Genomic DNA, 23,001 nt, shown 5'->3' with positions numbered 1-23,001 from the left:
GCTTCTGGTATCACCGATAGGGTGAAAATCGGATTCTCTCTCCCCCAGCACGGTTCGCAGGCCCGGCAGGGCGCGCAGGTGGCGCGGTTCGCGGCCGAGATCGAGAAGGCGGGAGCGGACAGCCTCTGGGTCGGCGAACGGCTCCTCGCGGCGGTGAATCCGACGATCGGCTATGCGGGCAAGGACACCATTCCGGACGAGTTCAACGCGGTGCTGGATCCGTTCCTGCTGCTCGGGGTGGCCGCGGCGGTCACCGAGCGGGTCCGGCTGGGCACGAATGTGCTTGTCGCGCCGCTGCATCGGCCCGCGCAGCTGGCCCGGTCGCTGACCACCCTGGATGTGATGAGCGGCGGACGGCTGGTACCCGGATTCGGAATCGGCTGGTCACCCGAGGAGTACGAGGCCGCGCAGGTGCCGTTCACGCATCGCGGGGCCCGGCTGGACGAGACCCTCGATGCGCTCGAAGCCATCTGGACCACCGATCCGGCCAGCTACGAAGGCACATTCGTGACTGTGCCCGCGCATCGCAGTGAATTGAAGCCGGTGCAGCGGCCGCGGCCGCCGATCTGGCTGGGCGCGTTCAACCCGGCCGGGCTGGCGCGCATCGGGCAGCGCGGCGACGGATGGCTGCCGGTGGTGCCGGTGCCCGGACCGCCCGGATGGGGCAAGCAGCTGCTGAAGCTGCGGGCCCTGGTCGATCAGGCGGCCGAGGCGGCGGGCCGCGATCCGGGTGCGATCGGGACCATCGTGCGCGTGAACGTGGCCGCGGGCACCGATCCGGCGCTCATCGCCGACACCATCGAACAGGTCGCGGCCGATACCGGTTTCGATGATTTCTTCATCGACCTCATGTACGTGACCGACTCGGTGAACGGCATGTTCGACACCGCCGCCGGGCTGCTCGACCGGCTGCGCTAGCGGCCCGAGGCGCGGGAGAGGTTCCAGCCCTGCCACGGGTCCGGCTCGAGGCCCGCGCGAATCGGCCCGGCGATCTGGGCGCGCTCGCGCTCCGGCAGCCGGTCCACGGCGGGCAGGGCGTCGGCGGACAGCCTGCTCAGATACCTGGTGTCGAGCGCCTTTCCCGCCTCCCATCGGTCGATATTGCGTTCGGCCACAATCTTTTCCGGGTTGAGGACGGCCAGCGCCAGCAGGGTGGCCAGGCCCACGCCGAGCGCGGCCCGCGCCGGCCAGCGCCGATCCAAGCGCATCAGGCTCGCCGCCACCAGCAGGTAGACGAAGCCGATCCACAACTCGAACGCCTCGACCATGAGGCGCAGCACCGTGAAGCCGTACGCCTGCTGGTAGATCCACATGCGGCTCACCGCCGACGCCACGATCACCAGCGACAGCGCGCTCACCAGCCCCAGCGCGATCCGCAACCAGAGCCGTTCGGCCCCGGTCCGTTTGGCCGCGCCCTGCCAGACCAGCCAGATCACGCCCAGCGTCAGCATGCTCACGATCGACAGCTGCCAGAACCCGGTGCGCGCGTACTCCGCGTAGGTCAGCTCGGCCGTGCGCTGCACATACTCGTCACCGCCGAACAGCACCGCCAGCTGCGTCGCCACGAACACCGCGAACACCAGCGTCAGCGCCCCCACCGGCAGCCCCCATTCCAGCCGGGTGAAGCGGCGTGAAATCAACCGCGTCACACCGGATTCCGCGTCCACCGCCACCCGCGGCGGCCCGGCCAGCAGATACAGGGCCCCCGCCGTCCCCAGTCCCGCCGTGGCGAACACCCACACCCACCGCCACAGTGCCGCCACCTCCATTTCCGGCACCACCGCCGCCACCATCCGCGCGAACACCGCGTCCGCCCCGGCCAGCAAGGGCACCACCACCAGCAGCAAGGCGACGGTCACCGCCACCGACCACCACACCCGATGAGACCCCGACGCCCCCCTGCGGCGCTGAGCCCGCTCCAGCCCGCGATACACCCACGGCACCGAAATGGCCGCCGTGAACGGCACGGCCAGCACATCGAAGGCCATCCCGTACACCGACCGACGCCCCACCACGGCCAGCGACCCCGCCACCGCGGCCCCCAGCACGCACAGGGCGAACAACCACGCCGCGGCCCGGAACGCCCCGACACTCAACAGCGCCAACGCCAATCCCGTCCACCACACCCGCTCCCACCACACCACCCGATCACCCGGACCGGCCGGTACGACGGCGGTCTCGGATTCCGGTGCCGCCGCTGCGTTCTCCCCGACCGCAGCCGCGGCATCATCGGGCGCCGCAGTCGCGCGGCGAGCGGCACGATCGACCGTGTACACCGCGATCGCCACCACCACTCCCGCGAGCAGCCACCCGATGCCCGGACGGTCCCGTGGAATCAACACGGCCGCAGCCACTCCGGACACCACGATCGCGGCCGGACCACCGTGCGGAAACGGAATGCGCACCGACCGAGGCGGCCGCACCGGTGCCGGAAGCTGTCCCGGATAGAGCTGCGCCACACCCCGATCAGCCGGTTCGGCAGGCCGCTCCGCCACGGCGACACCGGACGCAACCGGGGCGGCGGATTCGGGCGAGTCGCCGGGATCGACGGGTGGGTTGTCGGAATTGTCTGGCGGGGTGGGGTTTTCGGGCATGTGAACCTCCTGTGGGTAGGCGGGACCGTCCCGGGAGCGGACGGTACTCCGGGATCGATTGGGGAACGCTGGAATCAGATGGGCAGGGTGATGCGGATACGGGAACCAGGGTCGGCGACCGCGACGGTGCCGCCGTGCAACTCGATGATCCAGCGGGCGATGGCCAGGCCGAGGCCGGTGCCACCACTGGTTTGACGGCCGCCACGGGTGAAACGTTCGAAGATGCGAGCGCGGTCCGCGGGTGGAATACCGGGCCCCTCGTCCTGCACGTCGATGACGACTTCGGAGCGGAGGGTGCAGGCCGCTATGCGGACCTCGCCGTGGGCGGGACCGTGGCGGGTGGCATTGTCCAGGAGGTTCAGCAGGACCTGGTGCAGGCGGGCACGGTCGGCGTGCACGATGAGGGCCGGGTCGGGGAGATCGATCGTGAAGCGCACGGGGCGGTCGATGGCGGCGGCCATGACTTCGGCTTCGGCGACAACCTCTTTCAACAGGGGTTCCAGAGTCATGTGCTCGCGCTCGAGGCGGACCGCGCCCGCCTCGATGCTGGACAGGGCCAGCAGTTCGGACACCAGGGCGCTGAGCCGCTCGGTCTGGGCCAGGGCGGTGCGCAGGGTGGCCGGGTCGGGTTCGGACACGCCGTCGACCAGATTCTCCAGCACCGCACCCAAAGCGGTGATGGGCGTGCGCAATTCGTGCGACACATTGGCGATGAACTCGCGGCGCTGCTGATCGGCCGCGCCCAGGTCGGCGGCCATCTGATTGAACGCCTCGGCCAGCTGCCCGACCTCGTCGCGGGAGGTGGCGCGCACGCGGTGCGAATAGTCGCCCTGGGCCATGCGTTTGGCGGCGGCGGTCATCTCCCGCAGCGGCCGGGTCATGCCGTGCGCCAGGAACTGCGAGGTCACCAGGGCGATGAAGGTGGCCGCCATGGCGGTTCGCGGCGGCAGCCAGCCCACGCGCACCGCGAAGAACCCGAAGGCCACCGCACCCGAACCGACCATGAGGATGGCCAGCTTCAGCTTGATGAACCGCACCCGATCCAGGGGGCGCGGCAGCCACTCCGCGAGCCGATCCGTATACGGCTTCACCGCCGTATGCACGGTGGTCGCAGTGCTGCCCCACCACCCGCGTACCCGCCCGGCCCGCTCCGGCCGCACGGGTTCGCCCGTCATCGCGCCTCCAGCGCGTATCCCACGCCGTGCACGGTGCGAATCAGATCCGCTCCGAGCTTGCGGCGCAACGCCTTCACATGACTGTCGACCGCCCGGGTGCCGGAGGCGTCGGCCCAGCCCCACACCTCGCTGAGCAGGCGCTCCCGCGCGAGCACGGTGCGCGGCCGCTTGGCCAGATGCACGAGCAGATCGAATTCCAAAGGCGTGAGCTGGGTTTCGGCCCCGCCCCGCCACACCCGGCGCTGATCGGTATCGATGCGCAGGTCCCCGACGACCAGGGGCGCCCCCGGCGCGGCGGTGCGCTCGACCCGCCGCAGCAGGGCATGCACCCGCGCGGTCAGCACCCGCATGGAGAACGGCTTGGTCAGATAGTCGTCCGCGCCCACACCGAGGCCCACCAGCATGTCGGTCTCATCGGTGCGCGCGGTGAGCATGAGCACCGGCAGCGGCCGCCGGGCCTGAATCCTGCGGCACACCTCGAGCCCGTCGAAACCGGGCAGCATCACATCGAGCACCACCAGATCCGGGTCCAGGGATTCCGCGGCGGCCACGGCGGCCGGGCCGTCGTGCGCCAGGTCCACGTCGAACCCTTCGGCACGCAGCCGGGCCGCGATGGATTCGGCGATGGTGGGCTCGTCCTCCACCACGAGGATCCGCCGTCCGGTGCGCTGCTGGTTCGACTCCATGCAGCTGACCCTATGAGGTCGGAGTGGAGATCATTCGCACCGCTTGTGAAGATCCTGTGGAGGGCTCCCTTTTTCCCAGGCGCTCCGCCCCCGGACCCCCGAGAATCGGGGGCGCTGCCCCCGGCCCCCGTTACGGGGCGTGCGTTTGTCGAACCGATGTTCGCGGACACAGGGGGTTGCCTGGAAGGCGCCGTGATCGAGCCCGCCCGGCGCGCAGGCGACAAACAGCCCGCCGTAACATGTTCGGGTGCGCTCACCGACGGATCACACCGCGCGCCTGCGCGGCGCTGCCGTCGGCGTGGGTTCGGGGGCGGTCGCGATCTTCGCGCACGGACTCGGCGGCGGCAATCCCGCGCCCGACGGTTCGGCGCTCGCCCTGCTCGTCGTGGCCTGCGGTCTGATCGGCGTCCTGGTCGCCTCCTTCCGGCCGCGCTACGGGCCGCTGTCGACCATGGGCATGCTGGCCGCCGGCCAGACCATCGGCCACACGGCGCTGTCCATGTCGCCGGAGCATCACCATCACACGACTTCCGCGGCCATGCTGGCCGCGCACCTGGTGGCCATCCCGGTCGGCGCGCTGCTCATTCGCGCCGCCGAAGCCGGGTTGCGACGCGCCATCACCAGCGTCCGCCGCTTCATTCTGACGCTGGACCTGGCGCCCCTGCCGGGTGTCCACCCCGCGCGCCGAGCCCACACCGGGGATCGCGCACCCCTGCGCCGACTCCTCCTCAGCTCCGGAATAGGCCGTCGCGGGCCACCTTTCGCGCCCGCCACGTTCTCTCACCTCGTACCGGCGTAGCCCTCCGCAGCCGAACAGACCGCCGCCACGACACCGCCGGCCTCTTCTGGCCGAGCGGCGCGACCGTGTTTCCGCACGCGCCCGGTGCGAGGAACTCACCTGCCTCATCCGATGATCGGAGTCTGTCGTGTCCCCATCCGTCCGCACCCGTGCGTTCACCCCGAAGGTCCGCCGTTTCGGCGCGGCCGCGGCCATCGCGTCGCTGGCCGTCTTCCCGGTGGCCTGTTCCTCCTCGAATTCGCCCGCCGCCCCGGCGAATGCGGCCGCCGCCGTCACCATGAAGGATCAGTGGATCAAGGCCGCCGACAGCGGCATGTCCGCCGCCTTCGGCGTCTTCGAGAATTCGAGCGACCAGCCCGTCAATCTGGTGGCCGCCACCAGCCCGGTCTCGGCGACCGTGGAAATCCACGAGGTCACCGCCGATGCCGCCGGCAACAAGTCCATGCATCCCAAGGAGGGTGGCCTCGTCATTCCCGCGCACGGGTCGGCCACGCTGCGCCCGGGGGCCGATCACCTCATGTTCATGGGGTTGAAGGAGCCGCTGCGCACCGGCGCGGAAACGCCCATCACCCTGACCTTCGCGGACGGTTCCACCACCACCGTCACCGCGCAGGTGCGCGACTTCGCGGGCGGCAACGAGAACTACGGCGCGACCGAGAATCCCGCCCACGGTGGCTGATCAGGCTCAGCCGCACCCCGCCCGGCTGTCCCGGCGGCGACTGCTCGGTGGCGGCGCGGCCGCGGCCGGTGTCGCCGGGGCGGCCGGAATCGGCTGGGGCGCGGCCACTCTCACCCACCGCGAACACGACCGCGACAGCGGGCTCGACACGGTGCCGTTCTACGGGCGGCATCAGGGCGGGATCGATACCGAGCCGCAAGGTCATGTGGCCTTCGTCGGATTCGATCTGGCGCCGGGCTCGGATCGCGACGATGTGATCGGCCTGCTCAAGATCTGGACCGATGACGCCGCCCGCCTCACCCAGGGCAGGCCCGCGCTCGCCGACACCGAGAAGGAGCTGGCCATGCGGCCGGCCCGGCTCACCGTGACGGTCGGGTTCGGGCCGGACCTGTTCGCCAAGGCGGGCATGAATCATGCCCGGCCGCACTGGCTCAAACAGTTGCCGCCGTTCGCCATCGACCGCCTGGACCAGGCGTACACCGGCGGCGACCTGCTGCTACAGGTGTGCGCCGACGAGGCCACCACGGTCTCGCACGCGGTGCGGGTGCTGTCCAAGCATGTGAAATCGCTGGTATCGGTGCGGTGGGTGCAGCGCGGATTCCGCAATGCGCCCAAGGGCCGGACCATGCGCAATCTCATGGGCCAGGTGGACGGGACGGTCAATATCGCGCCGGGCACAAGCGATTTCGATCGCCTCGTCTGGGACGACGGCGCCGGGCGGCGGTGGATGGCGGGCGGCACCTCCCTGGTGCTGCGGCGCATCGCCATCGCCATGGACACCTGGGACGAACTCGACGATGACGCGCGTGCACTCACCGTCGGCCGCCGCGTGTCCGACGGCGCACCCCTCACCGGCACAAAGGAATTCGACGATCCGGATTTCGCGGCCGTCGATCAGTACGGGATTCCGGTGATCCCGCCGTCGTCGCATATCGCTCGCGCGCATCACACCACCGACACCGAGCGGTTCCTGCGTCGCGGATACAACTACGACGACCCGCCGGCCCCTGGCTCGGTGTCGAACTCGGGGTTGCTGTTCGCGGCGTATCAGCGGGATGTCGATGCGCAGTATCTGCCGGTGCAGCAGCGACTGGCGGAATTCGATGCGCTCAATCAGTGGACGACACCGGTCGGTTCGGCTGTTTTCGCGATTCCACCGGGTGTTCCACAACCCGGCCGATATCTCGGACAGCAGCTGTTCGAGGAGCCCATGAGCTGACCTCGTGGACCGGCCGGACCGCCCACCTCGGCGATCCGGCCGGTCCGTAGGGTTTTCGGTCATGACCGTCTTGCGCTCGATCATCCTGTTCGGACTGGCCGCCGTCGCCGAGATCGGCGGCGCGTGGCTGATCTGGCAGGGGGTGCGCGAGCAGCGCGGGTGGGCGTGGATGGGCGCAGGCGTGGCCGCGCTCGGGCTCTACGGGTTCGTGGCGACGCTGCAGCCGGACGCCAACTTCGGCCGCATCCTCGCGGCGTACGGCGGAGTGTTCGTGGCCGGGTCGCTGATCTGGGGCATGGCGATGGACGGATTCCGGCCCGACCGCTGGGATGTGCTCGGCGCACTGGTCTGCCTGGCGGGCGTCGGGCTCATCATGTACGCGCCTCGTTCAACGTGAAACCAACTGTGACCAGCGTGCATTCATGCATCGCGTGCAAGTTTGCACATTCGCGGGCGAGGCGGAATCGGGCTGAAATATTCAGTGCGCCAGGCGATTACGACTCATTCTCGAGCAGAGTATCGATGATGGCGCGCGCGGTCGGGATGGCGGTCTCGTCGCCCAGACGCGCCGCGGTGTTCGCGCTCGCCACCAGGGCATCGAGCTGGAAGGCGAGGGCGTGCGGGTCGCGGCCCACAAGATGCCCTTGCTCCTGCGCGCGCCGAATCTCCTTCTCCAGCAACGCGAACCACTCCTCGCGATCCGCGGCCAGGGCGTCGCGCACCGGCCCCGGACGGCTGTCGAACTCGGCGAGTCCGGCCACGCGGAAGCAGCCGCCCGGCATGACCGGTTCGGCGATGTAGTCGAGCCAGTTGCCGACCAGCGCACGCAGTCGCGGCATCCCCCGGGCGGCTTCGAAGGCCGGGCGCGCGACATGGTCGATGAACACCTCACGCGCCGACTGCACGGCGGCCAGCTGCAAATTCTCCTTGGTGCCGAACAGCGTCGCGACACCACTCTTGCTCACCCCCAGATCCGTCGCGAGCTTGCCGAGACTCAACCCGGTGAGCCCCTCCGCCGAGGCGACGAAGGCGGCGTGCCGGGCGATGCTCGCCCGCGCCCGCGCCCCCTTCAGCAGGCGCTGATCGGAAATCTGCTCTTCAGAGGACTGCACGGACTCGGCCACCTCTCCATCTTGGCACCAACCCTTGCATAAACGCACGATCGGTCGTACTTTTCAACAATACGAACGATCGTACGTACAGTTTCCTTCCCGTGCAGCCCTTCGCTCGAAAGCCAGCAATGACCGAGATCTCCGCGCAGCAAACCCCCGCGCCCTCCCCCACCCCACCCGATCCCCACCCCGGCGGCGATGCGCACGCTGGCATCGCACACAGCGGCGCGAATAGCTCTGCGCCGCAATCCCTCTCGACCGAACAATCCGCGGCGGCGACCGATGCGGCCGCTTCCCGGGCGGCGCGGCGTGCGCTGCTCGTGGCGTGCGGCGCGGCATTCGTTGCCTTCCTGGATCTTTCGGTGGTGAACATCGCCTTTCCCGCCATCACGCGGGACTTCCCGGGCGCCGCGCCGACCGCGCTCACCTGGGTGGTCAGCGGGTACGCGGTGGCGTTCGCGGCGCTGCTGACACCGGCCGGGCAGTTGGCCGACGCGCTCGGGCGCGGACGCGTATTCCTTGCGGCGCTGGCCGGATTCGCGCTGACCTCGCTGCTGTGCGCGGTCGCTCCGGGGGCGGAGTGGCTCATTGCCGGGCGCTTCCTGCAGGGCGCGACGGCCGCCTTCCTGATTCCGGCGGGCCTCGGCCTCGTGCTGAGCGTCACCCCGCCCGCGCGCATCGGCGTGGCCATGGCCGCCTGGACGGCAGCGGGTGGCTTCGCCGCGACCATCGGTCCCGCCATCGGTGGCGCGTTGGTCGAATGGTTCGGCTGGCGTTCGGTTTTCGTGATCAATCTGCCCATCGCGGCGCTGCTCATCATGCTCGGGCTGCGGCTCGCGGCCGGTGCGGAGCGGCCCGGCGCTGGTCTGCCCGATCCGGTCGGCACTGTCGCGACCGCGCTCGGCATCGGCGCGGTGGTCGCGGCCGTGACCGAGGGCCAGCGGTGGGGCTGGGGCGATTGGCGCACGCTCGTTTGCGGGCTCGGTGGACTGGCGCTGCTGGCCGTCGCACTGTGGCGTTCGCGGCGGCATCCGCGTCCGGCCATCGCGGTCGGGCTGTGGCGCAGCCACCGCTATGCCCTGGTCAATGCCACATCCTTCGTGTTCGGCGCGACCATGTTCGCCTGGCTGCTGGCCGGGCCACTGTGGCTGGATCGGGTGTGGCAGTACTCGGTGCTGGAGTCGGCGGGCGCCATGACCTTCGGCGCGATCGCCTCCATGGTGACCGCGGTCCTGGCCGGCCGCGCGCCCGACGCCTGGCAGCGGTGGCTGGGCGTGCTCGGCGCACTCATGTTCGCCGCGGCGACCCTGTTCATGAGCACCGATACCTGGAACACGACACCCGCCCTGTGGTCGGCCTGGCTGCCGGCGGGCCTGCTGGGCGGCGGCGGAATCGGCATCATCGTCACCGTGCTGGGCACCACCGCCGCGAAATCGCTTCCCCCGCAACGATTCGCTGCCGGAGTGGGCATGAACCTCACCTCCCGGCAGTCCGGTGGCGCACTCGGCGTGGCCATTCTCGCCGCCGTCTTCGCCGCCCATCCCACCGACGGGCTGACCGCCTTCCACACCCTGTTCGCGATCTGTGCGGCCATCGCGGTCGCCGCGGCCGTACTCGCGGCCGTTCCCGCCCGAGCCGAGGAGAACCTGTGACCATCAACGACATCGACACCCATCACGAGATCGCCGACGCCACCCGCACCGAAGCGAACGATTCACTCGTACTTCAGGATTCGGAGGCCGCCACCCTGCTGCGCGCGGCACCCTGGCGTCGATTCGCGGTGATCGGCGACTCCACCGCCGCCGGCGTCGGTGATCCCACACCGGGATACGAGACCGTGTCGTGGAACAACCGGCTGGGCCGCTGGCTGCTGGCCGCGCATCCGAATGCCGAGTACCACACCACCGGCCGCATGGGCGCGACCATCACCGAGGTGGCCGCCGAGCAGCTCGCCGACCTCCATCGCTTCCACCCGGACCTGGTGCACGTCACCTGCGGCGGCAATGACCTGTTCCGACGGGATGTCGATCTCGGCCAGGTCGAACGCGATCTCGACGAGCTGTGCACGGCCGCCACCGCCACCGGCGCCCGGCTTTCCATGTTCACCCTCGCCGATGCCGCCACGGGCCCACTGGTGTCGATGCGCCCGCGCCTGGCCGCCTTCGCCGATATCGTGCGCCGGGTCGCCGCCCGGCACGACGCCATCCTCACCGAATTCTGGTCCCACGAGGCCCGGCTGCGCCCGGACTGGCTCAGCAGCGACTTCATTCACCTCAGCATGTCCGGGCACGCCGTGGTCGCCTCTGAGATGGCGAAATCCCTTGCCCACCACGCCAACCCCGAGACACCGCAGCCGGAGTTCCGCAGCGGACACTGATCGCGAATGCGAAACGCGCCGCACCTGTCCTCAGGTGCGGCGCGCTGTATGTACGGAGAAACTCAGTTCCAGAGCGCGGCCACGAGCACGTTGACGATGGCCAGCCCGCCCGCCGCGTGTGTCATCCACGGCACCGCCTTGCCGCGCTTGGCGTCGGCGCGCCCCATTTCGGCGAAGGCGGCGACCGCGACGGCGATCACGAGTTTCACGGCCAGCTTCGTCGTGTTCGGGTCCTTGTCGAGCGAATCGATCGCCGACGCCATACCCGCCAGGATGAGCCCGGTGAGCAGCTGCATGCGCGCGCCCCACACCATGAGTTCCGACACTCGCGGCTGGGATGCGGCATAGCCGCCCACGACCGCCGCCATACCGAGCAGATGCGCCACGACCACGAGGTTGTAGACGAAGTCCATAGCGCACACGGTAGTGGATCGACCAGCCACAACGACAGTCGGTAGTACCGAACAACGCTGCTGCCCGGTTCGTCCCTGGTTTTGCGGGCTCATATCTCGGGTAGTCCAGCTCAAGGGTCCTCCTCGTTGTCCGTGGAGGATCACGCCGTTATGGGCAGTGTTACCGGCTAGGAGAACTCAGGTGGCGGTTGTACTCGTGCTGCGTGCACGCGGACTGGGTGATCTGCTCACCGCGGTCCCCGCACTGCGCGCGTTGCGCCGGGCCAGGCCCGGCGATCACATCGCGCTGGCAGCACCCCACCGCCTGAAACCCATTGTCGATCTGATCGCCTCGGTCGACGAAATGCTGCCCACGGTCGATCCGGCGCCCATGCGCTGGGACGGCGAAGCCCCCGCCCTCGCGGTGAACCTGGACGGCGCTCGCGCGGATTCCCTTGTGCAACTGGCCAAGACGAATCCGGCCCGGATTCTCAGCTACCGTCACCCTGCCTTCCCGGAGTTGGCAGGGCCGGAGTGGGAGCCCGAGATGCACGATGTGGACCGCTGGTGTCACCTGCTCGAATTCGATGGCATCGCCGCCGACCGCCGCAATCTCGGCCTGGTGCCGCCGGTCGCCACCACCAGCCATCGCGACTGCGTGGTCGTGCACGTGGGCGCGGGCTCGCCCGCGCGGCGCTGGCCGCCGGACCGGTTCGCCGCCGTCGTGCGGCACCTGCTGGTGCAGGGGCGTGAAGTGGTACTGACGGGCGATGAGAGCGAACGCGATCTGGCCACGGGTGTGGCCACCCGGGCCGGGCTGTCGCCGAGCCGGGTGCTGGCCGGGGAGCAGAACCTCATCGAGCTGGCCGCCACGGTCGCCGAGGCCGCGCTGGTCGTGTCCGGGGATACCGGAGTCGCCCATCTCGCAACGGCTTTCGGCACCCGCACGGTGCTCATGTTCGGTCCGACCCCGCCCAGTCGCAGCGGGCCGCCGCCGCACCTGCTGGGCCGGCATGCGGTGCTGTGGGCCGGGCAGACCGGTGAGCACGATGGCCTGACGGTCGACGCGGGGCTGCTACGGATCGGGGTGCCCGAGGTGATCAATGCCGTAGACAAGCAGTTGCGGAAGCGGCCGTGGCCGGGGACGGGTATGGATCGGCGGGGGCAGCAGGCGTACCGGCGCGTGGGCTGAGTCCTTATATCTCTTCTGTGCGTGCGTTCGACAGGGCCGCGGAATAAGCCGCGATGGCACTGGGCCAGAACTGTTCGAGGTAGTCGCGGGCATCGGCCAGGCCGCGCGGGTCCAGGGAGTACAGCCGCTTGTTTCCGGCGGGCCGCATCATCACCAGGCGCGCCTCGCGCAGCACCTTCAGGTGCTGCGAGATTGCTGAACTACTGACGCCGAGTGCGGCGGCCAGGTCGCCGACCGACCTGGGCCCCTGCGGGAGGGCTTCGAAAACCGCGCGTCGAGTGGGATCGGCGAGCGCGCTCAGCACTCTGACTCCGTTAGCGATCACTTATATAGATTGCTCGCCAACCATCCGGTCGGTCAATACACGCCAATCCGGCATTCCCCAATGTCATTGCGAAACTACACTCGTGTCGTTACCAAGTCGTGACATATCAACAGGGCTTTTACTAAACCGTGACGGTGGTCACAGAGTTTCAGAACCGCGACGTACCCCCCATACATTCGATGCATGCCCGTAACCGTTCCGTTATCTCGAAGCCGCGCAGCCCGCCGGTACCGGACGGCCGCAACTCGTGCAGTGGCCGTTACCGCCGTCGTCGGAGCCTCGCTGAGCGTGCTCGCGGCCGCCGACCAGGACGCCGCGGGTGTCTCCAATGGCCAACTCCCGGCAACCGCCGTGGTGAACGACCTGAAGTTCACCGCCTTCACCCCCGTGGAAGCCCAGCTCCCGCAGTTCGTGCCGCCGGAGGTCTCCGACTTCCTGCGCACCCTCGGCATCGAGCAGGCCCGCCCCAAGACCGTCCGCCCGGTGGCCGGTCCGCTCACCTCCGGCTTCGGCCAGCGCTGGGGCGCCATGCACGCCGGCATCGACTTCGGCGACGGCTTCGGCGCGCCGATCAAGGCCGTCACCGACGGTACCGTCATCGAGGCGGGCCCGGCGTCGGGCTTCGGCCTGTGGGTGCGCGTGCAGCAGGACGACGGCACCATCGGCGTCTACGGCCACATGCAGGACATCCTGGTCCAGGTGGGCCAGCAGCTGCGCGCGGGCGACACCATCGCCACCGTCGGCAGCCGCGGCTACTCCACCGGCCCGCACCTGCACTACGAGGTGCACACCGCGCCCGGCCAGCAGATCGACCCCATTCCGTGGCTCGCCGCCCGTGGCATGGATGTGGGCGCCGCCGTCGAGTGATCGATCCATCACCAATCTGATTCAGCACCGGTCTGATTCATCCGCCGTCTGCTCCGGGAACCGATGAGGGGTTCTCGGGGCAGCGGTGTATCCGGGGCCGGAAACGCCTACCGCGGTGCGGGATCCGGCCGCACCCCCTACCGCGGTACTACGTGTGAACCGCACCGCCGGGGGACGTGTGCCGCGGATCGGCGATCGTAGCGTCGCTTTCATGACCACCGCGTCCTATCTCCCCGCCGCCGGGCGGCTGCACCGGCCGCTGCTCGTGACCGCGATCCTCATGGCCGTGCTGGCCGTGTTCTGTTCGGCGGCAATGGCATTCGACGATCGGATGCTGCTGAACGAATCGGTGTGGCTGAAGCCGATGAAGTTCGCCATCGCCTTCACGCTCTACGCCGGGACGCTGTCGTGGCTGCTGTCGTTCCCGCATAAGGGCAAACGGCTCACCTGGTGGATGGGAATGATCTTCTCGCTGACCGCCATCGTGGATGTCGGGTTCATCGTGGTGCAGGCGGCGCGGGGCACGTTCAGCCACTTCAATGATCAGGACGATGCGGTCAATACCATCGGGCAGCAGATCTTCCAGTCCGGTGTGCCCGGCTTGTTCGTGGCGAATCTGGTCATCGCACTGGTGCTTTCGTGGCAGCGGATCACCGATCGGCCGACGTCTCGGGCCATTCACGCCGGGCTCGGGATCGCGGTGGCGGGCATGGTGCTCGGATACTTCATGGGCTTCACCGGTAAGCAGCAGGTGACCGACGCGTACGGCAGGCCGGTCGAACTGGTGGCCGGGCATACGGTCGTCGAGGGTCGGCCCGCGGTGCGCGATGGCGTGGACGGCATGCCGGTGACGCACTGGAGCGCCCATGGCGGCGATCTGCGGATCGCGCACTTCCTCGGACTGCACGGCATCCAGTTCCTGATCCTGGCCGCCGTCGCGCTGGCCTGGTTCGCGCCCCGGGTGCCGTGGCTGCGCGCCGAGCGCGCCCGCGCCGATCTGATCTGGGTGCTCGCCCTCGGTTACAGCGGACTGCTGGCCATCACGTTCTGGCAGGCGCTGCGCGGGCAGGCCGTCACCGCACCGGATGCCGTCACGGTGTGGGCGCTCGCGGCGGTGTGCGGGTTCGTGGCCGCCGGGTGCGGGCTCGTGTACGCGGTGCGGGGTCGCGCCGCCCTCGTCCCGAGCCTCGCCGATGCGCGACACACCGATGCCGCGCAGGCCGACACGCAGGCCGAATTCAGCGCAGCCGCTCCGCGTCCCGGGTCAGCTTCACCAATGTCGCGGTGAGTTCGGTCAATTCGATGGCGTCGGCGCCCTCGGCGACGGCGGTGGCGACGTCCTCGGCCGCGCAGCGGGCCGCGAACCAGCGATCGGACAGGTCAGCGACCTCCTGGGCGCTGAGCACGATGGCGTCCTCGGGAATACCGGTGCCCTTCACGCTGTTTCGATGTTCGTACGCGCGCTGGCGACAGGATTGCCGGCAGTACCGCCGACGGCGTCCGATCTCGGATTCGGCGATCTCCCTTCCACACCAGGAGCACGAGGACAGGCGGCGCTGCATGGTCCGGAACCTTAGTGGTTCCGCTCGCCGACCGGGCGGAAGGGCACGCCGGGCGAATGGGTTGCCGCCGAAAGCGTAGAATGGCCAGGTTCTCCCCACGGGAACCGAAGCGTGCGCATGTGCGTTGGCATGCATGCGTACAGACTCAGAAGAACGTTGCCGACAGGCGAGAAGGGACCGCACTCATGGCAGATCGCGTACTCCGGGGCTCTCGGCTCGGAGCGGTGAGCTACGAGACCGACCGCGACCACGACCTGGCGCCGCGTCGGGTGGCGCGGTACCGGACCGACAATGGCGAGGAATTCGATGTTCCCTTCGCCGACGACGCCGAAATCCCGCCCACGTGGCTGTGCCGCAACGGCCAGGAGGGCGTGCTGATCGAGGGCACCACCCAGGAGCCCAAGAAGGTCAAGCCGCCGCGCACGCACTGGGACATGCTGCTGGAGCGCCGCAGCAAGGAGGAGCTGGAAGAGCTCCTGCAGGAGCGCATGGAGCTGCTCAAGAACCGCCGGCGCGCCTGACGGATGCTTGACGGGCGAGGCCCCCGCACTTCGGTGCGGGGGCCTCGTTCGTTGTCGGGTGCGGGTCAGTCGCGGGGGCGGACCTCGAGGGTTTGCATCGAGCGGCCGAGCGCGCCCTGTTCGTCGAACAGGGTGGTGGAGCACAGGCCGATGCCGTCGGGGCCGATGGAGGTCTGCACGTCCAGGCCGATCCATTCGCCTTCCGGGGCGCGGAACAGGTCGACGGTGAGGTCGGTGTTGAGGAAGGTCCAGTGGGCCGGATCGAGCTGGGCGCCAACACCGTTCGCGATGTCCACGACGGCGAGGGCGCGCACGAGCGGGGTCATCGGCTCGTCGTCGACCACGGTGGTGAGCGAGCGCACCCACACGCGGCGGCCGGGTCCGTCGATGGCGCGCAGGTCCACGGTCCGCACATAGCCGACATCCCAGCCGGAGGGGATGCCCGAGTCGAAACCGGAGGTCTCGGCGACCGGGGGCAGCGGCTGGTCCTGGGTGAGGGCCACGGCCGCGGTGTCGGAGGTGGCGATGCGCCAGGCGCGGGCGGTGGCGACCACGCGGCGGGTGCCGTCCGGTTTCCGGGCCGCGAGTTCGGCGGCGACCATTTCGACGCGTTTGCCGGGGCGTTCGATCCAGGCGCGAACCTCGATCTCGGAGACCGGGATCGGGCCCAGGATCTCCATGGTGAGCCGGCCGATGCGGGTGCCCGCGCGCGGTGCGCAGTGTTCGATGGCGCGGGCCAGCAGGGCCGACGGGGGTGCGCCGTGCTGCATGGTGGGAGCCCAGACGCTCACGGTGGACTCGGTGGCCAGGTAACGGTCGAAGCCGTCTGCTGTGGGTTCGAGGGAGACGAAATACGGCGGTATGCCTATGCCCTCGGCCGTGATGGCATTGTCGGCTTGGGCTTTCTCACGCACTCCGCTCATCGGTCAAAACTATCAACCCGTTCGTTACCCTCAGCATCAGCCCGCGGGACGGTCCAGACGGAACCAGCGGCTGCGCCGGACGCTGCCGTCGCGCCGGACGAGATCGTCCTGCCGCACACCGAGATCCGTCGCCCCGAGTTTGCGGATCGCGGCCGCCGAGCGGCCATTGCGCTCGTCGGTGCGGAATTGGATCCAGTCGGCCCCCCGCGCGAAGATCTCGCGCATCAGCAGGTGTTTGGCGCGGGTGTTCACACCTGTCCCCCACACCGCCGGATCGAACTGTGTGGCACCGATTTCCACCCCACCGGGGGTCGCCGGGTCGTAGAAGATCGAGGTGCCGCCGACCACCCGCTCGCGCTGCCTGATGGTGAAGGCCGCGCGTTCGAGCCCAGGCAGCCCGGCCCGCACTCGCGCGTCGAATTCTGCTGCGTCGCGCGGGATCTCACGGGGGATGTGCTCCCAGGCGCGGTCATCGCGCAAGGCTTCGAACAGTTCTTCCGCATCGGCGCAACGGTATTCGCGAAGCGACACCTGCCCGTCGGTCAGCCCGGACGCGGCGATGTCGAAGGGCCAGATCATCGCGCGTACTCCCGTTGTGCGGCTATCGCGCTGCCCATCCAGCGGTGGAGGTAGGCGCGCAGTTGATCCTCGGTGCGGGTGCCCGGGGAGACGAAGAACGAGTGCATGGTGCGCAGGACGTATTCGACGAGTTCCAGTAGGGCGGCGTCGTCGTAGCCGTGCTGTTCCCAGTCGACGTCGAAGCGCCGGATCATGGACATGCCGAAGGCTTTCGCCTGATCGGAGGTGAGGCTGTCCGGATCGACGCTGGAGTACGAGCGCGACAGCAGGATGCCCAGATGTGGAGTGCGGCGGACTTCGGCGAGGGTGTAGACGACGCCCTCGGTCATGGCTTCGACCGGATCGCCGAGGCCCGCGACGTGGGCGGTCAGGCGGTCGAGGAAGCCGTCGACCGAGGCGATGGCCGCTGCGGCCATGAGGGATTCGGCGCTGGGGAAGTAGCGGTACACGGTCTGCCGGATGACGCCGAGCGCCTCGGCCACATCGGCGATGCTGATCGCCGCGCCGGTCCGGCCGATCAGCTCGACCGCGGTGGCGACGATACGGCCATGCGCCTCTTGATCATTCGCCGGCGGACTGCCGCCCCATCCCCTTCTGCGTGCCACCGGGCGGACGTTATCACAGTGCTTCGCGGGTGCAGGAACGGCAAAACCGGCAAAGTCATCATACATTCAGACGCTTGTGTGTATGGTTGTCGCATCGCGCCGGTGCGCGCGGCTTTTCGATGGAACTACTTGCCGAGTCGAGGTACGCCCTGTGACCAACTTGCAACCCCGAAAGATGGATTTCGGATTCGAGGACGCCGACGTCCCCTTCCTGTGGAACCCGGCGAATCCGGCCTGGTCGAGCATGTCCAACGCCGTGTCGTTCCTGGCCGTCGGCTTCGAGAAGATGATCGTGAAGCTGATCATGCAGCTCAAACCGGCGCTCACCGATCCGGAGGTGGCGGCGGAGGCCATCGCGTTCATGCGGCAGGAGGGCCATCATTCGACCGCGCACCGCGCGCATGTGAAGGCCCTGATCAAGCAGTACCCGGGGCTGCAGAACACCCTCGACGCGGTGATCGGCGAATTCGATCTGCTCACCGAGGCCACCTCGCACGACTACCGGCTGGCCTACACCGCCGACCTCGAAGCCACCTTCACCCCGGTGTTCAAGCTCATGCTCGACAACGAGGACACGCTGTTCCGTCCCGGCGACGACCGGGTGGCCTCCATGTTCATCTGGCATTTCGTCGAGGAGGTCGAGCACCGCAGCTCGGCCATGATCCTCTTCAATTCCCTGGTGGGAGACGAGGTCTACCGCATGCGCATGGCGCCGTCGATCTTCGTGCACGTGCTGAAGGTGATCCGGATCGCGTGTACCGGCTTCAACAACCATGTCCCCCTTGCCGATCGGCAGGTCGACGCGCTGTCCATGTTCGCCCGGCATCGTGCCAAGCAGCGGGTGCTGCAGTACTTCGCGCCGTACCTGACCAAGGGGCCGATGCCGCGCGCGTTCGACGGGCTGCAGCTCAGGGCGCAGCTCACCGCACTCGGCGGCGTCGTGCGCAGCCAAATGCCGCATCATGACCCGGCGCACGAGGATCTGCCCGAGCTGGCCGGGCGCTGGTTCGAGCGCTACGACGCCGGTTACGACTGCACCCGCTGGTACACCGCCGACGCGCGTCCGCAGGAGGTGACCCGATGAGCGATCTGTGTACCACCACCTTCGCCGAACTCGCTACGCGACTGGGCTTTTCGTGCGCGGAAACCGGCGGCCTCGTCGAGTTCCGCAGCCCGGCAGCCCTCGAGAACTGGACCCTGCCGGTACTCGAGTTCATGATCGTGCTCGGCTCGGTGCTGGCGCTGATCTATGCGATCATTCGCCAGCGCAAACACGGCGACCCCACCAACCTGGTGCTCTGGTTCGGCGCGACCGCCTACCTGTTCATCATCGAACCGCCCCTGTACTTCCCCTCGGCCTTCGGCATCTCCGAACACGTCGACACGATGTTCGCGCACAACGTCTTCACGGTCGATTTCCTCTGGGGCCGCCTCCCCCTCTACATCATCGCGATCTACCCCCTGATGGCCACGCTCGCCTTCGAAATCGTCCGCATGCTGGGCATATTCCGCCGCTACGGCGTCTTCCTCGGCGCGGCCTGCGTAGGTTTCGTCCACCACGCCTTCTACGAGACCTTCGACCAGATCGGACCCCAACTCCGCTGGTGGGAATGGTCGGTCACCAACCCCCTGAATCAGCCGATGTTCGATTCGGTCCCGTTCCCCAGCGTCGTGGTTTTCGCAGCCCTGTGGCCGATGTCCCTGGCCTGGTGTGTGCAATTCTTCGTAGGCCGCCACGTCGATTCCGGAACGCATTTCACCGGTCTCCAATTGGTCTGGCGCACAGTGCTCATCGGACTGCTGGCCTCGGTGGGCACCTTCGTCCTCCCCCTGCCCGCCACGCTGTTCGGAATGGGCAGCGACGTCGTCCGCGGATTCCTGTACGGCGCGGAGCTTCTCGCCCTGTCGGTGGTGGCGGCAATACTCCTGGTGCGGCAATGGTCCGCTCTGCGTGCCGGGACCATCCCCCCACCCGGCATCCGCAACCGCCTGGTCCAGGGCTATGCGGCCTTCTACCTGCTGGTGATGGCCCTCCTCTGGGCAACCGCCCTACCCGATTTCTTCGGTGCGACAGACGGAATCACCACCGCAGGCGACCCCATCGGCAACCTCTGGTACACGATCGCCTGCTTCGTCATCGCCACCGCCACCCTCCTCGCCACCGTCACCATCCCGCACGCCACCGATCCCGCACCCGTTGAACCGCTGACAGCCGCCTCCAGCTGAATAGAATCTGCCTTTCTCGCGTGCGACATCGCCGGCACGACAGTGGATTCGGCACCTCGGCCTTGCAGTACTCATGGCTGCGGGCGGCGTCGGACACACGCTGCGATCTGGTCCTGCAGCAGCCCCGAGTGGGTGTTTCGGAAGGTCGTTGTCCGGTGAGCAGATTCGCTGAAGTGATCGTCCTCGCGAGAGGGGCAGAGGAGGTCCGAGAGGGGCAGAGGAGGTCATGGACCCGCTGACCGAACCGGACGATTCCCGCCCGTGGATCAAGTGCTTCGTCCCGATCGACGATGCGATCTTCTCGGGAGCGGGATTCCAGTACGGCTCGAATGAGTGTTACGCCTGGGTAATTCAGTTCTATCGGAACAACTGGGGTGGCCTGCTTTCGTATCTCGAATCGTTGCCATGGCCACGTCCGGAGTCGGTGCAGGTGCTTGTTCGTGATGAGAACGACGATTGCTTCGGCGTGTCCGGATATCTGTACAGGGAAGACCGGCAGAGCAGTGAGACACGGTAGCTCGCACTTCACACCCATCGACAGAAGCGGATACCTCTGGGCCGCAGTCGGTCTCGCTTGCGGCCGAGTCGCGCTTGGCCGGTTCGGTCAGCGCGGGAAGCGGTGTGAGCGTGTGTTCCCTACGAGTTGCGGCCAGAGCGGCCACAGCACCAATTCACCGAAAACACCAGGTCGGCGACGGCCGTCATATGTCAGTCGATTTCAAAGCCAGTAGTCGTCGGACAAGGTGGCCAGGAGCCGCCCGGCTGCGATCGTGATCGCCAGGCCGCGTCGGTTGCCGAGTCCGGCTGTGAAGGCGTCGGCGGGAATCGTGTTGAGCAGCAGGACGAAGTGCAGGGCCCGGGGTGGTTCGTCTTGCGGTTGGTCGTCCGCGTCGAGGCGCAGGTTCACCTGCCATGCCGCTTGGCAGAGCACCTCGACGAACAAGCCCAGATACTCCACCGTCAGCAGGAGATCGGCGTTGTCGATCAGGACCGCGATGTCGCGGCCATCGTGCCAGGGGCCGTGGAGATTCTCGAGGCAGTCAGCCAGAGCATCCCAGTTGTGGCCGAAGTAGCGGGGGAAATGCAGGTCTGTGGCAAACGCGCGGAACAACGCGGCCGGGTCCATCAATTCCCGGGCATCCAGGCGAATTTCGATCCCGTCCTGCGCATGGACCGCGGCGAGTTCACTCGCCACCCACGGGTCGGTGGCGGCGGTCACGACAACCCAGGGTGACCTGTGTTCAACGAGCGTCGGGGCATCCACGGCGAGCATCGTCGCATGGTGCAGACATGTCAGCCACGGCAAGACGCCTTCGGCGGCGACGGCCGGTTCACAGTTCCTCCGACGTCGATCGCCATGCCTGAGTTTCGGGCGGTGTCGGCCCCGGACTGCCGGTGGCTGCTGTTCGAAAAGCACTGAATTCGGTGTGGATTCAGGCGGTCATTGCCCCCCGCCTGTTCATCGTACGGCGATGTTACGTTGCCGGGCATGGATTTACTGTTGCCACATCCTGATGTTCTGTGGGCCAGGGCGGCTTTGCTAGACGTCCTGCTGGCAGTGTTCGCTCGTGAGTGTTTCGAGCCCACAGAAGCCGCGCCCGATATCGGCACCCACGCGATCATCGGAGGCGGCCGTCTCACCAAACAAGACGGGGCAGGTAACTGGTTCGAACTGATCATCTATCCGGATGACCGCGCGGTGCTGTTCGGGTGGGACGAATCCCACGAACTTGACACCGCCTACGACCCGACCGCCGCCGCTCCCACATGGGTGTTGAACACACACCTCGCGACCGCCGATCCACGCGTTGTCGACGGAACACAGATCAGCTTCGTTCGATGGTGGGAGAACGGCGAATGGCACAGCACCCCAACCGATCTCAGCGATGGTCTCGATATGGGGTTGCGGAATCTCGCTGACAAGTCCATCGACGGCGAAATGAAGCAGTTCGCGGACTTCTCCGAGGAGATCTCCATCGACATCGATACCGACGAAGTCTTCGGCGTCATCGTTGACACAAAGCAACTGACGCAGATTCGAGAATTGGCCGATCAACGTCGGCTGACCCGTGACGACCTGGAGTTCCTGGGCGCGGAGCTGGTCGACCCGATCTGCGACTACCTCGAGCAGGCAGGTGTGTTGAGCGGCACCTCCAAGGTCACCGCGCTGCTCCCCTTGGACTAAGCGACGCCGCGAGTATCGTTCTGCATTCGGCATTACGGTGCGTTCTATAGACACGCCCACTGGCCGGACACGCTCGTCGATGACGTCAGAGTTGGCCGATACCACCGGATCTCAGCCTGCTGGCTGATGTTGGGGTTCATCGATAACCGCCGTCGGGATTGACCAGCGTAGCCAGGGGTGGGTTCACCGTAGGCGGGTGCGGAGTACGCCGGTCTGCATTGGGAGGGCGAATATGCCTGTGGCGGTTTCGGGTCTGGTGGAGAGGTAGGTGTGGATGCGGGTGAGGGTGGCTTGGCGTGCGGGTTCTGGCATGACCAGGACGCCTGCGCGGGTTGCCAGGGTGGCGACGAGGGAGGCGGCGGTGCGGGGCTGACTGTGGGGGAACTCCGCCTGTTCCGGGGTGGTGAAGTGGGAGGGGGAGGCTGTGCCGGGGAGGTGGAGGGTAGCGGTTGCCGCGCGCCAGGTGGTGATGGTGTCTCGGGGGCCGATTACTGCGGGGCCGCTGATTCGTTCGAGTTCGGCGACCCATTCGATGCGGGTGTCGAGGACGTTCCACAGGCCGGACAGGGTGCCTCGAGGGGTTAGGACTCTGGCGATTTCGGGGCCGGCGGTTGCCATGTCGAACCAGTGCAGGGCGTTGCCGGCGACGACGGCGTCTATGGAATCGTTTGGGAGGGGGATGTTTTCGGCGCTGCCGGGGAGAGCACGCACGGTGGGGAGGGTGCGGTGTAGTTCGGTGAGCATTGCGGGGTCTGGTTCGACGGCGATTACGTCGAGGTCGAGGGCGAGGAGGGCGGCGGTGAGTTTGCCTGTGCCGGCCCCCCAGGTCGAGGACTCGGGGGCCGGGGGCCCGTTCGAGGGCCCAGTGGACGGCTGCGGTCGCGTAGGTGGGGCGGTGCTGGGAATAGGCGTGTGCCGCTGCGCCGAAGGATGGTGAATGGCGCAGCGGCACATGGGGTTCCATGAGGACAGCCTAGGGATGC

Annotated in this window: 27 protein-coding genes; 15 read left to right on the top strand and 12 right to left on the bottom strand. The window is 68.1% G+C overall.

Annotation, left to right across the window (positions count from 1 at the left end; genetic code table 11):
* Positions 1 to 21 precede the first annotated feature (21 nt).
* Positions 22 to 918, top strand: coding sequence for a TIGR03619 family F420-dependent LLM class oxidoreductase (locus H0264_RS21305; protein ID WP_181579166.1), 897 nt, complete (start codon positions 22 to 24; stop codon positions 916 to 918).
* On the opposite strand, the gene H0264_RS39055 is transcribed toward H0264_RS21305, so the two are convergent.
* The 3 genes from H0264_RS39055 to H0264_RS21290 form a co-directional block, all read right to left on the bottom strand.
* The gene (locus H0264_RS39055) at positions 915 to 2,594 is read right to left on the bottom strand and encodes a DUF4153 domain-containing protein (RefSeq protein ID WP_181579165.1); all 1,680 of its coding nucleotides are present in this window, start codon (positions 2,592 to 2,594) and stop codon (positions 915 to 917) included. The two genes, H0264_RS21305 and H0264_RS39055, sit on opposite strands and share 4 nt — an antisense overlap.
* Before the next feature lie 74 nt (positions 2,595 to 2,668).
* Entirely contained in the window at positions 2,669 to 3,769 is a 1,101-nt protein-coding gene (locus H0264_RS21295) for a HAMP domain-containing sensor histidine kinase (protein ID WP_181579164.1), read from the bottom strand.
* Positions 3,766 to 4,455, bottom strand: coding sequence for a response regulator transcription factor (locus H0264_RS21290; protein ID WP_181579163.1), 690 nt, complete (start codon positions 4,453 to 4,455; stop codon positions 3,766 to 3,768). Before H0264_RS21290 ends, H0264_RS21295 begins: the two co-directional genes overlap by 4 nt.
* A gap of 247 nt (positions 4,456 to 4,702) precedes the next feature.
* On the opposite strand from H0264_RS21290, the gene H0264_RS21285 reads away from it, so the two are divergent.
* From H0264_RS21285 to H0264_RS21270, 4 genes are all read left to right on the top strand, one after another.
* Positions 4,703 to 5,254 carry a hypothetical protein gene (locus H0264_RS21285; protein ID WP_244975898.1) on the top strand — a complete coding sequence of 184 codons (552 nt, stop codon included), beginning with the start codon at positions 4,703 to 4,705 and terminating at the stop codon, positions 5,252 to 5,254.
* 127 nt (positions 5,255 to 5,381) lie between these two features.
* Positions 5,382 to 5,933, top strand: coding sequence for a copper chaperone PCu(A)C (locus H0264_RS21280; protein ID WP_181579162.1), 552 nt, complete (start codon positions 5,382 to 5,384; stop codon positions 5,931 to 5,933).
* Entirely contained in the window at positions 5,926 to 7,152 is a 1,227-nt protein-coding gene (locus H0264_RS21275) for a Dyp-type peroxidase (RefSeq protein ID WP_181579161.1), read from the top strand. The genes H0264_RS21280 and H0264_RS21275 overlap by 8 nt, the downstream gene beginning before the upstream one ends.
* Positions 7,153 to 7,213: 61 nt before the next feature.
* Positions 7,214 to 7,549 carry a YnfA family protein gene (locus tag H0264_RS21270; RefSeq protein ID WP_181579160.1) on the top strand — a complete coding sequence of 112 codons (336 nt, stop codon included), beginning with the start codon at positions 7,214 to 7,216 and terminating at the stop codon, positions 7,547 to 7,549.
* A gap of 97 nt (positions 7,550 to 7,646) precedes the next feature.
* Here H0264_RS21270 and H0264_RS21265 read toward each other — a convergent pair whose 3' ends face one another.
* Positions 7,647 to 8,264 (bottom strand): TetR/AcrR family transcriptional regulator, encoded by a 618-nt coding sequence (locus tag H0264_RS21265; RefSeq protein WP_244975897.1) that lies wholly within the window; start codon positions 8,262 to 8,264, stop codon positions 7,647 to 7,649.
* Positions 8,265 to 8,392: 128 nt separating this feature from the next.
* On the opposite strand from H0264_RS21265, the gene H0264_RS21260 reads away from it, so the two are divergent.
* Together H0264_RS21260 and H0264_RS21255 are read left to right on the top strand one after the other, a co-directional pair.
* Positions 8,393 to 9,916, top strand: a complete 1,524-nt coding sequence (locus H0264_RS21260) for an MFS transporter (RefSeq protein ID WP_181579158.1) — start codon at positions 8,393 to 8,395, stop codon at positions 9,914 to 9,916.
* Entirely contained in the window at positions 9,913 to 10,641 is a 729-nt protein-coding gene (locus H0264_RS21255; protein WP_244975896.1) for an SGNH/GDSL hydrolase family protein, read from the top strand. The genes H0264_RS21260 and H0264_RS21255 overlap by 4 nt, the downstream gene beginning before the upstream one ends.
* Positions 10,642 to 10,703: 62 nt before the next feature.
* On the opposite strand, the gene H0264_RS21250 is transcribed toward H0264_RS21255, so the two are convergent.
* Positions 10,704 to 11,054: a hypothetical protein gene (locus tag H0264_RS21250; protein WP_181579157.1), complete on the bottom strand. Its 351-nt coding sequence runs from the start codon at positions 11,052 to 11,054 to the stop codon at positions 10,704 to 10,706.
* Between the two features lie 181 nt (positions 11,055 to 11,235).
* Between H0264_RS21250 and H0264_RS21245 the strand changes: the two genes are divergently transcribed.
* Positions 11,236 to 12,225, top strand: a complete 990-nt coding sequence (locus H0264_RS21245; RefSeq protein ID WP_181579156.1) for a glycosyltransferase family 9 protein — start codon at positions 11,236 to 11,238, stop codon at positions 12,223 to 12,225.
* Between the two features lie 4 nt (positions 12,226 to 12,229).
* Here the strand turns inward: H0264_RS21245 and H0264_RS21240 are convergent, their stop codons facing one another.
* Positions 12,230 to 12,550, bottom strand: coding sequence for an ArsR/SmtB family transcription factor (locus H0264_RS21240; RefSeq protein WP_181579155.1), 321 nt, complete (start codon positions 12,548 to 12,550; stop codon positions 12,230 to 12,232).
* Positions 12,551 to 12,802: 252 nt separating this feature from the next.
* Here H0264_RS21240 and H0264_RS21235 point away from each other — a divergent pair, with 252 nt between their 5' ends.
* A complete protein-coding gene (locus H0264_RS21235; RefSeq protein ID WP_231085864.1) occupies positions 12,803 to 13,417 on the top strand; it encodes a M23 family metallopeptidase in 615 nt (204 codons plus the stop codon).
* 211 nt (positions 13,418 to 13,628) lie between these two features.
* On the top strand, positions 13,629 to 14,705 hold the full coding sequence (locus H0264_RS21230) for a hypothetical protein (RefSeq protein WP_181579153.1): 1,077 nt from the start codon (positions 13,629 to 13,631) through the stop codon (positions 14,703 to 14,705).
* On the opposite strand, the gene H0264_RS21225 is transcribed toward H0264_RS21230, so the two are convergent.
* Positions 14,656 to 14,979: a hypothetical protein gene (locus H0264_RS21225; RefSeq protein WP_181579152.1), complete on the bottom strand. Its 324-nt coding sequence runs from the start codon at positions 14,977 to 14,979 to the stop codon at positions 14,656 to 14,658. The genes H0264_RS21230 and H0264_RS21225 overlap by 50 nt on opposite strands.
* Positions 14,980 to 15,164: 185 nt before the next feature.
* Here H0264_RS21225 and H0264_RS21220 point away from each other — a divergent pair, with 185 nt between their 5' ends.
* Positions 15,165 to 15,500 (top strand): RNA polymerase-binding protein RbpA, encoded by a 336-nt coding sequence (locus H0264_RS21220; protein ID WP_181579151.1) that lies wholly within the window; start codon positions 15,165 to 15,167, stop codon positions 15,498 to 15,500.
* Positions 15,501 to 15,565: 65 nt separating this feature from the next.
* Here the strand turns inward: H0264_RS21220 and H0264_RS21215 are convergent, their stop codons facing one another.
* The 3 genes from H0264_RS21215 to H0264_RS21205 are packed head-to-tail and all read right to left on the bottom strand — an operon-like array spanning position 15,566 to position 17,607.
* The gene (locus H0264_RS21215) at positions 15,566 to 16,423 is read right to left on the bottom strand and encodes a thioesterase family protein (RefSeq protein WP_181579150.1); all 858 of its coding nucleotides are present in this window, start codon (positions 16,421 to 16,423) and stop codon (positions 15,566 to 15,568) included.
* Positions 16,424 to 16,459: 36 nt separating this feature from the next.
* Positions 16,460 to 17,002, bottom strand: coding sequence for a GNAT family N-acetyltransferase (locus tag H0264_RS21210; protein WP_181579149.1), 543 nt, complete (start codon positions 17,000 to 17,002; stop codon positions 16,460 to 16,462).
* Positions 16,999 to 17,607 (bottom strand): TetR/AcrR family transcriptional regulator, encoded by a 609-nt coding sequence (locus tag H0264_RS21205; RefSeq protein WP_181579148.1) that lies wholly within the window; start codon positions 17,605 to 17,607, stop codon positions 16,999 to 17,001. Before H0264_RS21205 ends, H0264_RS21210 begins: the two co-directional genes overlap by 4 nt.
* Before the next feature lie 151 nt (positions 17,608 to 17,758).
* Between H0264_RS21205 and H0264_RS21200 the strand changes: the two genes are divergently transcribed.
* The 3 genes from H0264_RS21200 to H0264_RS21190 all read left to right on the top strand — a co-directional run bounded on the left by H0264_RS21200 (position 17,759) and on the right by H0264_RS21190 (position 20,350).
* Positions 17,759 to 18,691: a metal-dependent hydrolase gene (locus tag H0264_RS21200; protein ID WP_181579147.1), complete on the top strand. Its 933-nt coding sequence runs from the start codon at positions 17,759 to 17,761 to the stop codon at positions 18,689 to 18,691.
* Positions 18,688 to 19,833, top strand: a complete 1,146-nt coding sequence (locus tag H0264_RS21195) for a DUF7802 domain-containing protein (protein ID WP_181579146.1) — start codon at positions 18,688 to 18,690, stop codon at positions 19,831 to 19,833. Before H0264_RS21200 ends, H0264_RS21195 begins: the two co-directional genes overlap by 4 nt.
* Before the next feature lie 226 nt (positions 19,834 to 20,059).
* Positions 20,060 to 20,350 carry a hypothetical protein gene (locus H0264_RS21190; RefSeq protein ID WP_181579145.1) on the top strand — a complete coding sequence of 97 codons (291 nt, stop codon included), beginning with the start codon at positions 20,060 to 20,062 and terminating at the stop codon, positions 20,348 to 20,350.
* Between the two features lie 201 nt (positions 20,351 to 20,551).
* Here H0264_RS21190 and H0264_RS21185 read toward each other — a convergent pair whose 3' ends face one another.
* Complete coding sequence (locus H0264_RS21185; RefSeq protein WP_181579144.1) at positions 20,552 to 21,106, bottom strand: barstar family protein; 555 nt, start codon at positions 21,104 to 21,106, stop codon at positions 20,552 to 20,554.
* A 216-nt stretch (positions 21,107 to 21,322) separates the two neighbouring features.
* Here H0264_RS21185 and H0264_RS21180 point away from each other — a divergent pair, with 216 nt between their 5' ends.
* The gene (locus H0264_RS21180) at positions 21,323 to 22,018 is read left to right on the top strand and encodes a hypothetical protein (RefSeq protein ID WP_181579143.1); all 696 of its coding nucleotides are present in this window, start codon (positions 21,323 to 21,325) and stop codon (positions 22,016 to 22,018) included.
* Positions 22,019 to 22,201: 183 nt separating this feature from the next.
* Here H0264_RS21180 and H0264_RS39050 read toward each other — a convergent pair whose 3' ends face one another.
* Entirely contained in the window at positions 22,202 to 22,972 is a 771-nt protein-coding gene (locus tag H0264_RS39050; protein WP_276313989.1) for a class I SAM-dependent methyltransferase, read from the bottom strand.
* Positions 22,973 to 23,001 lie beyond the last annotated feature (29 nt).

This window comes from Nocardia huaxiensis, from assembly GCF_013744875.1.
Taxonomy (GTDB): domain Bacteria; phylum Actinomycetota; class Actinomycetes; order Mycobacteriales; family Mycobacteriaceae; genus Nocardia; species Nocardia huaxiensis.
This window is presented reverse-complemented; position numbering and strand designations above follow the sequence as displayed.